Origin of the sequence: Musicola paradisiaca NCPPB 2511 (assembly GCF_000400505.1) — a bacterium.
Classification (GTDB): domain Bacteria; phylum Pseudomonadota; class Gammaproteobacteria; order Enterobacterales; family Enterobacteriaceae; genus Musicola; species Musicola paradisiaca.
The window spans coordinates 1098924-1113607 of record NZ_CM001857.1; the positions used below are offsets into that span (position 1 = coordinate 1098924).

The following is a 14684-nucleotide window of genomic DNA, read 5'->3' on the forward strand; positions in this document are numbered from 1 at the left end:
ATGTGGGCCCCGGCAACGCGGGGCCCATGATTATCTCGGGGAAAGGCGGGTGTGCGGCGGTCAGGGTTCCTGCGGCGCCGGTACCGACTCGAACAGGTAGCCGTCGAAGGACGGGTCATCGACATCCGAGATTTCCAGCAGTTTGTTCTTCACATTTTCCAGATGTTGCCACATTTCCTGGCGCGCCAGTTTGGCGTCGCGCCGCGATACCGCACGCAGAATACGCTGGTGATCTTCCAGCCATTGTCGCTGGTAGCTGAAATCCACCGTGTGAGAATGGATGCCGCGCCACATCGGGCTGCGTTTGCGCGCCTGCCAGACGTCGTACACCATGTTGGCCAGCACGCTGTTTTGCGTCGACTGGGCCAGCAGGCAGTGGAACAGTTCGTCGGCGCTTTCGTCCACATTGCCGTGATCCAGCGCCTGACGCTCTTGCTCGATCGCCTGCTTCATTTTAATGATGTCGTTTTTGGTGGCCTGCATGGCGGCGAAGGCGGCGACCTCGCTTTCCAGCAGTTGCCGGGCCTGCATCAACTCGAACGGGCCGTAGCCGCTGTCGGCGGCGGTGGTCTGGTCTTCCGGCTGCGGGATCTGAACGACATAAATGCCTGACCCTTTGCGTACTTCGATCAGGTTTTCCAATTCCAGCATGATCAGCGCTTCACGCACCACGCTGCGGCTGACGGCATACTCTTCCGCGATATCACGCTCCGGCGGCAGGCGCGCCCCCAGCGGGTAGTGACCATCCAGTATCTTTGACCGAATCTTGTTGCCTATTTCCTGATAGAGCCGCATAGGGAATGTTCCTGTAATGAGACATCGACCACGATAATTGGCAGGACCAATACCGAGGCGTGGCGATTGGGCGGAAGTATAGCATGAAGCGGGAACCGGCACGCCACAACATCCTCATGCCCGTACTTCATCCTCTTATCCCTACTTCGTCGTGTCCGTACTGCTCATTCAGGCGCAGTATCATAGAGGTGGATTATTGGGGGGATTTGTCCGATAAGTTTTAATATTGGTCTGTTAACTTTGGCGCCAGGTTGGCAGATAAAAGGCCATCTGGCGCCCCTGTCGTACCGTCAGCGGCGGGTAGCCGCCGGGGAGACCGGCATGTCGTAGTCGGTCGGCCCGTCGCGATAGTTGGTGATGCCCAGCCAGTCGGCCGGATAACCGATGGGGATCGCGGGCTGATTCTGCGGGCGTTGCGGCGGCGGATTGATGTAGCCGTCGGAGTATTTGGCGATCAGCATGTCCGCCAGCGCCCACCAGCGAGTGAGGATCTCACCGGCGTTATCGTCGCACAGCCGGGCCAACTGCGCCGGATCCGGTTGCTGCGCCATGGCGTCGTCCCACGCCGCCACGCGCATTTCCTGTTGCGCTTCCAATTGCTGTTGTAATGGCTGGATGTCTACGTGGTACATCCGCTGGTAGTTGAGCCGGGCCCAGTTGGCGACGAAATCGAACGCCCACCACGCCGCCCGGCGATCGAACTGCTGAGGATCGCCGCTCTGGTAGGCGGCGGGCAGGTCGGGAAGTTTGGCCGGGAAGGGCGTAAAACAGGTGGTGTAAGCCACGTCCGGGCCGAACCAGACGATGCCGCGGGTCAGTTCCGGCGCGGTGGGACGGGTTTGCGCCACATAGGTATAACCCTGATAGAACACCGAGATGGCGCGCTCCCAGGCGCCGTGCAATGTGCGGTCGCTGGACACGTTATTCTGGTTGCCGTCGTAGGGGCCGACGTAGCGATTGGGATCGCCGTAGGGGCCGGCCGCGACGCCTTTGGTCAGGTCGAACGGCGTGCCTTCGTAGTGGTCGCGGTACAGCGCGAACAGGTCGCGGGCGACGAGCGGGGTTTTGGGCGTGACCGAGAAGGGGTAATCGGTGGTGTAACTGCCGCCGTTTACCCACGGGCTGAGGCCGAGATCCGGGTTGAGGCGATCGAAGATGCGCCAGACGCGGCGCAGCGAATAGTAGGGGTGGTTGTATTCCCCCCAACTGACCGATTTCAGCCAGTCGACCGGGCCTTGTTCCGGCGTCGCCCAACCGACTTTTTTCAGACCGGGCAGCAGATGGCGGGAGAACAGCTGATCCGGGTCGCCTTCCCGGATTTCCCGGATGCGGAATTCGTTCGCCGCCACGAAAACAGTGCCGTCCGGGACGCGCTGGGCCACCCAGGCCGAATGATAGAGGTCATCCGGCAGCGCGCACATTTCAAACACCCAGCCCTCGTGGTCATCTGCGACCAGCAGGGTTTCGCCGGTGGAGAAATAACCGTAGGTGTCAATCAGCGATCCCATCAGTTCTACCGCTTCCCGGGCGGTTTTGCAGCGTTCCAGCGCAATGCGCGATAGCTCGGCGCTGTAGAACAAGCGGCAATGGGTGTCGTTTTCGGCCGCCTGTTCCACGGTGACGTGCGTCGGCTCGTATTTGGCGCCGTTGGTGCATTCGCCGAACATCAGATGGTGTTCGTTCATGATGCCGTAGTTGCCGTCGAAGTAGGCGTAAGTGTGCTCAACTTGGGGGATTGCGCCGATCAACGGCGTTTCCGGCCAGCCTGGCGTTTGATAACCGGCGCCCCGATCCTGACTGATAAGGCGCGGATAGCTGACGTTGGTGCCGTCGACGATCCCGCGTAAGCTGCCCGGCGCATGGCGTTGCGCCGGCACATGGATGAAGCGCTGATCCGCCAGCTCGTCGTCGTCCGAGTGAGTCACCATCGTCGAGCCGTCGGCGGTGGCGCCGCGGGTGATGATCATTGTAGTGCACATGATTTCTCTGACCTTAATGAAGCCGGAACGTGCAGGCGCAGGTTCCGGTCTGGGGAGATAACGGGGCGCCGACCGCAGCCGACGCCCGACGCGGGGCTTATTCGCCTTTGCTATCCAGCGCGGTGGCGATCACGCTGCCCAACGGGGTGGGGTTTTTATCGTTGCGATGGCGAGCGGCGTTGATGGCCCATTTCTCCAGCGCGACCCGATCTTTCTGGAAGATCATCATGTGGGTCGAACCGCCGAATTCGAAGTGGCCGATTTCGACGCCGCGGGTGATGCTGACCGGTTCGGCGCTCTCTTCAACGATAAAGGTGCTGGGTTCGATCACACAGCTGGAGACTTCCACCATGCCGATGCAGATCAGCGCCACGTAGCCGCAGGTCTTGTGCCGGAAGATGAACACCGCTCGGGCCGCCACATGGCCGAGGTAGGGCTGTGATTCGGTGCCTTCCCAAGTACCCTGATCTTCGCCTTGCCCCGGACGCTGGGCGAAGTAAGTGCCCGGCTCAACCCAGGAGCGCACCAGAAAACCGTCCAGCGGCGCGTTCCAGCGATGGTAGTGGGTGGCGGAAAGGAACCCCTGATAGAGCTGGCCGCCTTCGAACAGTTTGGCCCATTGTCGTTGCCCGCCGAACAAGTCGAGCAGTGAATAGTGCATGTCCTTGACCCAGAATTTGCTCTCCAGTTTCAGCTTATCGGCATGGCGCCATGGCGTGGTTTCGCAACCGATGTCTACCTGGGTTTGCGGATCGCCCTGGAAGGGACGCGCGCCGGGCACGAACTGGCGGATAAAGAAATCATTCCAGCTGGCGAAACCGTAGCCCGGCAGTTTAGGATCGTGCTGCATCTGGTGCCAGACGCCGGCTTGATGCGCGGCTTTGGAGATCCAGGAGCCGGCTTTTTCCGGCTGCGCGATGTCGAGTTTGTCGAGCGAGGCGCTGCTTTTCAGGAAGCTGTTCCAGGCATCCAGCACCTGGCGGAACTGCTGATTAAAGGTAGCGTCGTGGAACAGCGCCACGCCGGCTTGCGTGCCCATCGCCACCGCTAAAAAAGCATTCATCGGCGTACCCACCTGTGCGGTGGTGTTGAACGATGGCGAGGTGGTGATGATTTCGTTGAGGATCTCGAAGAAGCTGTCGTAGCCGTCGATCCAGATGACGTCGCCATCGTCGCTGATTTGCTTGCGGGTGGCTTCGGGCAGAGAGGCGACATAGGCGTTGGATTGTTCGATCATGCTATTGATCCACATGCGGTAGACGCTGTGGTGAGTCACCCAATTTTTAAAGTTCTGGATCACCGGCTGCATCGGCGTCAAGGTATTGGCCTGTTTGCGTTTGGCGATATGTTCGCGCAGCGGTATCAGATAGGTGGCGGTGGCCCATACCCGATTAGGCACCCAGAACCCCATCTGTATCGGCCCGGCGTTATCCAGGTTCAGCAGGTTGCGCCCGCTGCTTTCGTAATGCGGTTGTTGCTCTGCTTCAGGCGTACTGGCGGTGTGGTTTTTGCTACGAGTCATGGCATTTCCTCTCGATAGAACGTGTCGATGTCGAAAAACTGTGCGTCGAAAAATGCATGTGCGTTGAAAAATGATGCAACCACCCGAAAAAGCGTCGTACAAGCCAACCGCCGGACTGGCGGCAGCTTCATCTCGTTATGTGTAACCAACGTGCGACCTGGTGGCGTGACGAAAGGAAAGCGAAGGGTGGCAAGGGGAAGAAGCGCTATGGGGATACCCGTCATACTTCACGTTGCAGGTGCGTTGGCGGTGTCACCTCACGGGCCAACACGTTGCGTTGTTCAACACGCGAGCCGGTGGCCCTGCTACTCGAATGCGGTTGGGTATCTGGATGCCGGGTCGTTGCCCGGTGACAACATGCGCTATCCCTGTATTCAAACATAGGCGTATTCCGGCCGATGGCAAGTTTGCCGCCGGCGTGCGACATGGGGCCAATGAGCAGGCGAAGCGCGCTGGAAACCATTCGGAAATGGGGTGGGGGGTATTGGCATGGCGGTGGTTGAGGAGGGACGGTGAAGATACCTGTAACGATATTGTTTTTACTGTTGTTTTTAAGCAACACCCTGTTGGCCGCGACGTTGCCGCCGGGGCGGGGAGACATGACGTTTCCACTGCCGGGAACCGGAAAGACAATCACGGTGTTCAGCTATGCGCCGGCGCAGGTTACGCCGCAGACGCCGGTCGTTTTCGTGCTGACCGGCGTTAAGCGCAATGCCGGCGACTACCGGGATGCCTGGCAAAAAAGCGCCGAAAAAAACCATCTGTTGGTGCTGGTGCCGGCGTTTACCACGCAGGATTATCCCGGCGTCAATGGCTATAACCTCGGCAATCTGGTCGACGCCGCCACCGGGTTGCCCAATCCCCGGGCTCAGTGGTCATACAGCGTGATCGAGACGTTGTTTGATGCATTGCGGCAACAGGGCGTCACGCAGCAATCCCGTTATTACCTGTTCGGCAATAGCGCCGGGTGTCAGTTTGTACACCGTATGCTGACGTTGGTGCCGGAAGCTCATGTCAAAGCGGCTGTCTGCGCCGCCGCAGGGTGGTGGACGCTGACTGACGACAAGGTGGCGTGGCCCTATGGTTTGGCCCACGCGCCGGTGGCCCGAACCGCTGACGACCTGGCACCGTTGTTTGCGCTCCCGCTGCTGGTGGCGGTGGGGCAACACGACAACAACCCGGCGCATCCGCTGTTACGGCGCACCGCGCATGCGATGGCGCAGGGCGACAACCGGTTGGCGCGGGCGAGGAATTATTACGCCGTGGCCCGCCAGCAGGCGCAGCGTCGTCATGAGCCTTTCAACTGGCAATTGTCGATTGTTCCTCATGTGGGGCACAGCGGTTCGAAGATGTCGGTCTGGGCGGCGTCGCAGTTGGCGCATTATGAACGCAATGGCACGTTCGATATCCGGGCGGCGGAGGCTTCGACGTCGCCAACGCGGAACACGCCGTGATGCGGTAGGTGTTAATGCGATAGGTGTTAATGCGATAGGTGTTAATGCAATAGGCGTTAATGCGGCAGAGGTTAATGCGGTAGAGATTAATGCGTCGAGTGCCAACGTAAGGGGCGGCTCCAGGCGGCGCATCCCCCTACGTTGAACACGGGATTACCGGTTTTGCCGCATCAGTGCGGGGCGATACGGCGCACCGGCGCGTTCTGACGGTTTTCCCACAACGAGGTCAGGCCGCGTTGCAAGGCGATAAAGATGAACAGCAGAATGCCGATGGCGATTTTGGTCCACCAGGAGCTGAGCGTACCGTCGAAATTGATGTAGGTCTGAATCAGCCCCTGGATCGCCACGCCGAACAACGTGCCCAGCACGGTGCCGACGCCGCCGCTCAGCAGCGTGCCGCCGATGACCACCGAGGCGATGGCGTCCAGTTCGACCCCGACGCCCGCCAGCGCATAGCCCGCCGAGGTATAGAGCGAGAACACGATGCCGGCCAGCGTCGCCAGCCCAGTAGACAGCATGTAGATGCGCAGGGTGGTGCTGCGGGTGGAGATGCCCATCAGGTTGGCGGAGGTGCTGTTGCCGCCGATGGCGTAAACCTGATTGCCGAAGCGCGTGTGTCGCGCCAGTACGATGCCGAGTACGACAATCAGTAGCATCAGCAGCCCCATGGCGCTCAGACGGCCGCCGCCGGGAATGCGCCACGCCAGCGACGAGAGCGTGTCGTAAATCGGATGGTTGATTGGCAACGACTCTTCGGACACCAGATAGCTGGCGCCGCGCAGGAAGAACATTCCCGCCAGCGTGATGATAAACGCCGGGATTTTAAGCGCGTCGATCAACCACCCCATGAACGCGCCGAAGGCGCAGCCCATCAGCAGGATCAGCGGAAAGGCGACCAGCGGCGAGAGCCCCCAGGCGCCGATCGCCTTGGCCAGAAACACGCCGGTGAAGGCAATGACCGAGCCCACCGACAGGTCGATGCCGCCGGATAGGATCACAAAAGTCATGCCGACGGCGATGATCCCCAGGAATGCATTGTCGGTGAGGATATTGCAGATCACCCGCGTAGAGGCGAAGCCGGGAAAGCGGGTCAGGCAGTAGAGGTAGCCCAGCACGAACACCGCCAGGGTGATCATCAGGGGGAGGTTACGCTTTATCATGATGGCGGGCCTTCCTGAACAGGGAAACAACGCTGGGCGACTGAACGATCAGCACGCACAGCACCACGATGGATTTCACCACCTGATTCAGTTCCGACGGGAAGCCGGACAGCAGAATCCCGGTGTTCATGCCCTGAATGATCAGCGCACCCACCACCGACAACACCAGATTGAAGCGCCCGCCCATCAGCGAACCGCCGCCGATCACCACGGCGAGGATGGCGTCCATCTCCAGCCACAGCCCGGCATTGTTGGCGTCGGCGCCGCGAATATCGGCGGCGACGATCACCCCGGCGATGGCGGCGCACAAGCCGCTCAGCACATAGGTCATCACCACCATGGTGCGGGTGCTGACCCCGGCGTTTTTCGCCGCGCGGATGTTGATCCCCACCGCTTCGATGAACAGACCTAGCGCGGTTTTGCGCGCCAGCAGCCAGAACAGGCACAGGGTCGCCAGCGCGATGATCACCGGCGTCGGGAAATAGAACAGCGCGCCGCTGCCGATCCAGGCCAGTGGCGGCGAGTTAAAGGTGACGATTTGCCCGGCGGTGATCAATTGGGCGATGCCGCGTCCGGCTACCATCAGGATCAGGGTCGCGACGAACGGCTGAATGCGCAGCAGCGCCACCAGAATACCGTTCCACAACCCGGCCAGCATGCCGACGCCCAGCGCCGCCAGCAGCACCTGCGCCAGTGTGTAACCTTGTACCGTTAGCGCCGCCGCTACCGCACCGGCGATAGCCATCACCGCCCCCACCGACAGGTCGATGCCGCCGGTGGCGATGACCAGCGTCATGCCGATAGCCAGCAGCGCCACCGGCGCGGCGCGGTTAAGGATATCGATCGGGCTGCCGAACAGGCGGCCGTCCTGCACCACAATCTGAAAAAAGTGACTGGAAACCAGACTGTCCACCAACAGAATCAGCAGCAGGGCGGCGATTTGCGGCATCCCCTGCGGCCAGCGAAACGGCGGTTTATTCGGGCCCGGATTGGCGAGTGAACGAGGCATCACAGGATCCTCCTTATGCTGCAATGGCATTCATGATGGCGGCGACCGACAGCTGTCCGAGCGGCAATTCGGCAATTTGCTGGCGATCACGCATGATCAGCACGCGGTCGGCATATCCCACCAGCTCCTCCAGTTCCGATGAGATCACCAGCAGCGCCAGCCCGTTGGCGCACAGGCTTTCGATCAGCCGGATGATTTCCGCATGCGCCCCGACGTCGATGCCGCGCGTGGGCTCATCAAGGATCAGAAATTGTGGTTTGGTCAGCAGCCAGCGCGACAGCAGCACTTTCTGTTGGTTGCCGCCGGATAGCAGTTCGACGGGTTGTTCGGCGCCCGGCGTGCGGATACCCAGTTGGCGGATAAAACGCTCGGCGATGGCCGACTGTTCCCGGCGCGGGATCGGGCGTAGCCAGCCACGCTGGGCCTGTAGCGCCAGAATGATATTTTCCCGCACCGAGGCGGCGGCGATGAGGCCGTCGGTTTTGCGGTCTTCCGGGCAGAAACCGATGCCGAGGCAAGAGGCCTGATGGGGCGAGCGCAATGTCTGCGGTTTGCCTTTGACGACGGCGTTGCCGCTATCGGCGGGACGAATGCCGAAGATGACCTCGGCGGTTTCGGTGCGACCGGAACCGAGCAGCCCGGCCAGCCCGACGATTTCGCCGGGACGTACCGCCAGGTTAAACGGCTGAATAACGCCTTTCTTACCGTAGCCGCTGAATGCCACCACTGGTTTGTCGCTGAGCAGGGTGCGTCCGGCGCGTTGCAGGGCGTTCTGTTCCAGCTCGCGCCCGAGCATCATTTTTACCAGTTCGATCTGCGGCAGCGACGCGGTTTCGCAGGTGCCGACAAATGCGCCGTTGCGCAGTACGGTAATGCGATCCGTGACCTGATAGACCTGGTCGAGAAAGTGAGTGATGAAAATCAGGCTGACGCCCTGATCGCGCAACTGGCGCATCAGGGTAAACAGCATGTCCACCTCTTTGGTATCAAGACTGGCCGTCGGCTCATCAAGAATCAGCACCTTGGCGGACAGGTCGATGGCGCGACAGATAGCGACGATCTGCTGCATCGCCACCGAAAAGCGGTTCAGCGGTTCGCGCACATCGAGTTCAAAACCGTAGGAGGACATCAGCGCGGCGGCGCGGCGTTCCATCTCACGGCGTTGCAGCAGCCCGAACCGGCGCGGTTCCCGGCCGATAAACAGGTTGTCCGCCACCGACATGTTGGGCAACAGGTTGACTTCCTGATAGACGGTGCCGATCCCCAATTGTTGGGCATGCGCGGTATTTTTCGGCGAGATGGGACGCCCTTCCAGATAAATGGCGCCCGCGTCGCGTTGGTATACGCCGGTGAGCGTTTTGATCAGGGTGGATTTTCCGGCGCCGTTTTCACCCAGCAGCGCCATGATTTCACCGCGCCGCAGGCTGAAATCGACATTATCCAGCGCCTTGACGCCGGGGAAGGTTTTGCTGAGCCCCGCGGTGCGTAGAATGATGTCCTGACTGTCGAAGCTGTTCATGCGCTATCTCCCTTGGTGATGGCCGGAGATGTGAATGGCCGTTGCGTCCCGCCGCGGTGCGTTGGCACGCGGGGCGGGACGAGGGGGGACGACGGTCGGTTAATATCCCATGTTCTTTTTCTTATCGAGTTCGGCCTGCGCGCTGCCAGGCTGGAACAGGGTTGAGGGGGTCAGAATCAGTTTCGGCGGCACGATGCCGTCCTTTTTGTATTTCTCCAGCGCATCGAACGCCGGGCCGGCCATATTCGGCGTCAGTTCGACGGAAACGTTGGCTTCGCCGGCCAGCATGGCGCGGAAGATATCCGGCACGCCGTCGATCGAACCGGTCAGAATGTCTTTGCCCGGTTTCAGGCCGGCTTCCTTAATCGCCTGAATGGCGCCGATGACCATATCGTCGTTATGGGCGAAGACCATGCAGATATTTTTGCCGTTATTTTCCGACTTGATGAAACTCTCCATGACTTGTTTCCCGCCGCTGCGGGTGAAATCGCCGGATTGGGAGCGAATGATTTTGATATTCGCGGCGTTGGCGACGGTCTGTTCAAACCCTTTTTTCCGGTCGATGGCGACGCTGGCGCCGACCGTGCCTTCCAACTGCACGACATTACAGGTTTTCCCGTTTTCGGTTTTAATCAGCCAGTCGGCGATCAGCGCGCCTTCCTTGATATTGTCGGCGCGTACCGTGGTGAGATAGAGCGAGTTGTCTTTAACGTCGATGCCGCGATCCAGCAGGATGACCGGAATTTTGGCGTCTTTGGCTTCTTTCAGCACCGGCTCCCAGCCGGTTGCCACCACCGGCGCGATGAAGATGGCGTCGACGCCTTGCGCGATGAAAGAGCGAACGGCTTTAATCTGGTTTTCCTGTTTCTGCTGCGCGTCGGCGATCTTCAGCGTAATTCCCCGCGTTTTCGCCTGTTCTTTGGCGACCGTGGTTTCCGCCGCGCGCCAGCCGGATTCGGAACCTACCTGCGAGAATCCTACCGTCAGGGGGGCAGCCAGAGCCACAGACGACATGGACGCACAAATGGCTGAAGCTAATACTAAGCGTTTCCACATATGAATTGTCCTCTCGGGTCATGATTGGCAAGACGTCGTAGAGTGCGTCCCGCAATAAAATTTGATGCTTGCGGTGCTTATTTCACTGTAGGGCGCAATCTCATCAATGAGTGGCTTTCGTATCCGATGGCGGCGTGAATGCCGGCCAGTGTGATTCGGATGCGAAGGCGATGACGCAGGTTTTCTCCTGTAGGGCGGTGAGTCATAACAAAACAGTAGTTTTTACCGGCGCGAGAGGTCAGGGATTATTCGCTGATCTTATGGATAAAATGGCCGTTACCGGGGAATTTGTGACCGCAAGCAAATATTGTTTTCGGTCATTTTCCCGGGGAAATCGGGGATAATCGGCGTCAGGCGGCATGCCGGCTATGTTTTTAATTACAGGCTGATTCTCGTGCGGTTGAGGGGGAATACGCCATGACGATGAACCGCTATTTCATTCCTGATGTTGTCGGTAATGCGTCTGGAATATGGATAAATGGTTTCTGGTTTCTGTTCTCCGGGAAATCATGCGTACCGGTCGATACGCATGATTTCCGGCGATGTGGCGGCGTCATGGCCGGGAAATGATCCGGCGGCGTTATGCATTATTCCGGGGCGCGATTGCGCTCGTGCTCCGGAATATCAGCCAGCCATCGACCTGCCATGACGGCATCGACGTTTATCGGCCGTAATAGGCAGTGAAGCTGGCTTTATCCAGCGTGCTGGCGTTGATCATGTAACCCCCCAGCGCCGGGGTGGCATCTGTGGGAATGTCCAGCGTTTTAGTGTTCAGCGCATAGACGGTGAAAATGTAGCGATGCGGGTGATCTCCTTTCGGCGGGCAGACGCCGCCCCAGGCTGCGACGCCGTAGTCGATGCGCAACTGGCGCGCGCCGGCCGGCAGTTGCTTGCCGCCGACATCGCCGGCGTTAGCCGCCAGACGGTGAGTGCCGGCCGGAATATTGACCACCATCCAGTGCCACCAGCCGGAACCGGTCGGCGCATCCGGGTCGTAAACCGTGACTGCAAAGCTCTGGGTGCCGGCGGGGGCGCTATGCCAGGCCAGCGGCGGCGACTGGTTTTTCCCGCTGCAACCGAAGCCGTTGAATTCATCACTGGCGGGCAGGGTGCTGTCGGCGGGGATCGCCGGGCTGGAGAGCGTCAGGCTTGCAGCGTGCGCGCTGGTCGCCAGCGCCAGACCGGCCAGCAGTGCCATTCGGGGGAAGCGGTGTCGGGTCTGTCTTTTCATGGGGGTTTCCTGTGTCTCGTGTTAGGCTGAATCCCATGTTAGCGCTGCGCCGAATGCGTCGTTGTTCCGGTTCGCGCAACCTCTGTTCCATTTTCATCATTAGCGATCTGCCCGCATGCTGAACGAATACATCATACCGTTGCCCGCCGGGGCTGAGCCGGTGCCGTTTTATGCGCCGATGAGCGAGGCGTTTTCCCATCAAGTCGTGGCGCGTCGCCAATACCTGCTGCGCACGGTGGTCATGCGTGCCGACCTGATTGGGTTGGTGGTGTCCGGTAATAAACAACTCGTCACCCCGGAAGGCGGCAATGTGTTTGTCCCCGGCGAATTGTTTGTGCTGCCGCGCGGCACCCAGTGGGATGTGATTAACGATCCCGCTCCGCAGGGAAACTATGTGGCGCGGATCCTGACATTGCAGCCAGAGATAGCCGCGCGGTTTTATCAACGCTTCAGTCAGTTTGCGTTGTTAGGCCCGGTGCGGTCGTTCGCCCGGGTGGTGGGGCGCAACGGTATTCAGGAGGCGTTTCTGCGTGCGGTTGCGGCGCTGGAGACGGCGGGGAGTTCGGCCGCGTTGCGCGAACACCGGGTGTTGGAGGTGTTGTTGCTGCTGGCGGAACAGGCTGGGGTGGTGCTGGCGCCGCCATCGGCCTTGAGCTGGACGGAGAAGGTGCAACGGTTGGTGGCGCAACGCCCCCATGCGGACTGGTCCGCCGCCGGGGTGGCCGCTGCACTGGCCGTCAGCGTCAGTACGCTGAACCGGCGACTGGCTCAGGAGGGCGTTACCATCGCCGCCTGTGTCCGGGATATTCGGCTGGATGCGGCGCTGACGCTGTTGCAATCGTCCGATCGGCCGGTCGCCGTCATCGCGCAGGATGTCGGCTATGTGTCGCACAGTAAGTTTACCGCTGCGTTCCGTCGTCGTTTCGGTGTGGTGCCTTCGGCGCTGCGTCCTTAACCCGGCCGGGGTTTTTAAGGCACGACAGGGTGCGGTTATCTGCTTTAGTATCAGCCTATTGCTGATTATCCGTTTATCGAGTGCCTGTGTGGAAAAGCCGAAACAATCTGATGCCGTTGCCCGGAAGCCTTCACGTTGGCTGGTTTTACTGATTATTGTGGCGCCCCCGCTGTTGTGGGCCGGGAATTTCATCATCGGCCGCGCTATCCGGGATTGGGTTCCCCCGGTGACGCTGACGCTGGCGCGCTGGAGCATTGCGTTGCTCTGTATTCTGCCGTTTGCGCTGAAGCACCTGCGTCATGACGCCCGTTATTATCTGAGCCACCTGCCATTGATGATCCTGCTGTCGGTGAGCGGGGTGATGGCGTTCAGCCTGTGCGTTTATTTCGGGTTGCACTACACCTCCGGCACCAATGGCTTGTTGCTGAACTCGTGCATACCGGCGCTGATCATGTTGTTGGGGCGGTTGTTTTACGGGCAGATGCTACAGATGCGCCAGCTGGCGGGGATGCTGGTGTCGTTTGTCGGCGTGCTGGCGATTATTTTCAAAGGCGAACCGGCCGGGCTGCTGGCACTGTCTTTTTCCGTCGGCGATCTGCTGTTGCTGGCGGCGATGAGCAGTTTTGCCTGCTATTCGTTATGGCTCAGAAAGGTGCCGGCGGAAATCAATCGCACCGGGTTGTTGGCGGTACAGATACTGATTACGGTGATCGCCACCTTTCCGCTGTGGATCATTGAACATACCGCAGCGGCGGCCGCAGTGTGGAATGGCTTCACGCTGGCCGCCGTGGTGTTTCTTGGTATTTTTCCCTCGCTTATCGCCTATCTGTTTTTCAGCCGCTGTGTGGACATGTTCGGCCCGGCCAGAGCCGGGTTGATCATTCACCTGATCCCGGTGTTCGGCGTGTTGTTGTCGATGCTGTTCCTGTCGGAGAGCCTGCATCTGTACCAGGTTGCGGGTATTACAGCGATTCTGGCCGGGATTGGGTTCGCCAGCGTTAAGCGCGGGATAACGCGATGAGCGCTGTGTGGTGACGCCAGCGGTGATGCGGAACCCCTCCGCGGCAAACCGCTGGCGTTGAGTGGGATGACGTCAATCGTTGCCGGGCGACTCGTGCAGATAGGGTTCAATCTCTTCCGAATTTTTCAGGATCAGCGCCCCGTCGGGCTGGGCGTGGCCCAATGTGGACTGGAGCCCGAGCCGTTGCAGCGTATAGCGCAGGAATGCCTGACGGCAGTTGAATCGCGTCTGGCCGTTTACCATGTCGTAGTCCATTTCCACGATGCGCCGCTGGGCGGCAGTCAGGGCGGGGTGGGGCGCCAGTACCAGCGTCAGCATGCGGTGCCATTCGTGATCCTGTGTGGTATCAATCTGGCTGGGTTTCAGGTCGAAGGTCTGGACGATCCGCGTGAGTACGAAATCCATAAAGCGGTGTTGTTGATGACAATACGCCCGTACATGCCAGCGGAGCCCGTCGTAACCCAACGCATGTGGCGAGATTAACTGCGTGCTGTCTTCCGGCTGTTCGACGGAACGGTAGAGAATGGTGATGGCCCTGTTTTCCCGTATGGCGCGGATCACGCACTCCACCGTTTGTTCGTCAACGGCGCGCAACGGCAGAGATGCCCAATCGATATCCGGCGCGCTGCCGATGAAGCTGGCGTCGGGATCCACGATACCGGTGTGGGTTGCCAGCAGCTCTTCCAGGTAACGTTGGGCGGAGCTTTGCGGGTAGACCGGTTGGAATTCGGGCGTGGTGACGTAGGTTTTTGCGCTACGGTCATACGTCATATTGCTCGGCGCAATCTCCAGGTAACGGGAGATGTCGAGTGAAGCTTGTGGAATCGACAAACCGAAAAAGCCGGTCAGGTCGGTACGGTTGATACGCCCTTCCCAACGCAGGCGGAAATCGATGAACTGGAGGCGGCGTTCCTGCCCCCAGCTGCGTCCTTTGGGAGAGCGTTCGGCAGTGAGTTCTGTAACGGTATTGTTGGGCATGGGGA

The 14684-nt window shown here is 60.0% G+C and carries 12 protein-coding genes; 3 read left to right on the forward strand and 9 right to left on the reverse strand.

Annotated features, from left to right (window positions below):
* Window positions 1–60: 60 nt before the first annotated feature.
* From DPA2511_RS05005 to DPA2511_RS05015, 3 genes are all read right to left on the reverse strand, one after another.
* On the reverse strand, window positions 61–795 hold the full coding sequence (locus DPA2511_RS05005) for an FCD domain-containing protein (protein ID WP_012764601.1): 735 nt from the start codon (window positions 793–795) through the stop codon (window positions 61–63).
* Between the two features lie 290 nt (window positions 796–1085).
* Entirely contained in the window at window positions 1086–2774 is a 1689-nt protein-coding gene (locus DPA2511_RS05010; RefSeq protein WP_012764602.1) for a dipeptidase, read from the reverse strand.
* 97 nt (window positions 2775–2871) lie between these two features.
* Entirely contained in the window at window positions 2872–4296 is a 1425-nt protein-coding gene (locus tag DPA2511_RS05015) for a phosphatidylserine decarboxylase family protein (RefSeq protein WP_012764603.1), read from the reverse strand.
* Window positions 4297–4808: 512 nt separating this feature from the next.
* On the opposite strand from DPA2511_RS05015, the gene DPA2511_RS23840 reads away from it, so the two are divergent.
* Entirely contained in the window at window positions 4809–5750 is a 942-nt protein-coding gene (locus tag DPA2511_RS23840; RefSeq protein WP_012764604.1) for an alpha/beta hydrolase-fold protein, read from the forward strand.
* Between the two features lie 170 nt (window positions 5751–5920).
* On the opposite strand, the gene yjfF is transcribed toward DPA2511_RS23840, so the two are convergent.
* The 5 genes from yjfF to DPA2511_RS05050 all read right to left on the reverse strand — a co-directional run bounded on the left by yjfF (window position 5921) and on the right by DPA2511_RS05050 (window position 11725).
* Window positions 5921–6910 carry a galactofuranose ABC transporter, permease protein YjfF gene (gene yjfF / locus DPA2511_RS05025; protein WP_012764605.1) on the reverse strand — a complete coding sequence of 330 codons (990 nt, stop codon included), beginning with the start codon at window positions 6908–6910 and terminating at the stop codon, window positions 5921–5923.
* A complete protein-coding gene (gene ytfT, locus DPA2511_RS05030; protein ID WP_012764606.1) occupies window positions 6897–7919 on the reverse strand; it encodes a galactofuranose ABC transporter, ATP-binding protein YtfT in 1023 nt (340 codons plus the stop codon). Before ytfT ends, yjfF begins: the two co-directional genes overlap by 14 nt.
* A 13-nt stretch (window positions 7920–7932) precedes the next feature.
* A complete protein-coding gene (gene ytfR, locus DPA2511_RS05035; RefSeq protein WP_012764607.1) occupies window positions 7933–9438 on the reverse strand; it encodes a galactofuranose ABC transporter, ATP-binding protein YtfR in 1506 nt (501 codons plus the stop codon).
* 99 nt (window positions 9439–9537) lie between these two features.
* Window positions 9538–10494 (reverse strand): galactofuranose ABC transporter, galactofuranose-binding protein YtfQ, encoded by a 957-nt coding sequence (gene ytfQ, locus DPA2511_RS05040; RefSeq protein ID WP_012764608.1) that lies wholly within the window; start codon window positions 10492–10494, stop codon window positions 9538–9540.
* A gap of 661 nt (window positions 10495–11155) precedes the next feature.
* Window positions 11156–11725 (reverse strand): YbhB/YbcL family Raf kinase inhibitor-like protein, encoded by a 570-nt coding sequence (locus DPA2511_RS05050; RefSeq protein WP_012764609.1) that lies wholly within the window; start codon window positions 11723–11725, stop codon window positions 11156–11158.
* A 115-nt stretch (window positions 11726–11840) separates the two neighbouring features.
* Between DPA2511_RS05050 and DPA2511_RS05055 the strand changes: the two genes are divergently transcribed.
* On the forward strand, window positions 11841–12680 hold the full coding sequence (locus tag DPA2511_RS05055) for a helix-turn-helix transcriptional regulator (protein ID WP_012764610.1): 840 nt from the start codon (window positions 11841–11843) through the stop codon (window positions 12678–12680).
* A gap of 88 nt (window positions 12681–12768) precedes the next feature.
* Complete coding sequence (locus tag DPA2511_RS05060; protein ID WP_012764611.1) at window positions 12769–13701, forward strand: DMT family transporter; 933 nt, start codon at window positions 12769–12771, stop codon at window positions 13699–13701.
* Between the two features lie 72 nt (window positions 13702–13773).
* On the opposite strand, the gene DPA2511_RS05065 is transcribed toward DPA2511_RS05060, so the two are convergent.
* Entirely contained in the window at window positions 13774–14679 is a 906-nt protein-coding gene (locus DPA2511_RS05065; RefSeq protein WP_012764612.1) for a WYL domain-containing protein, read from the reverse strand.
* Window positions 14680–14684: the final 5 nt, after the last annotated feature.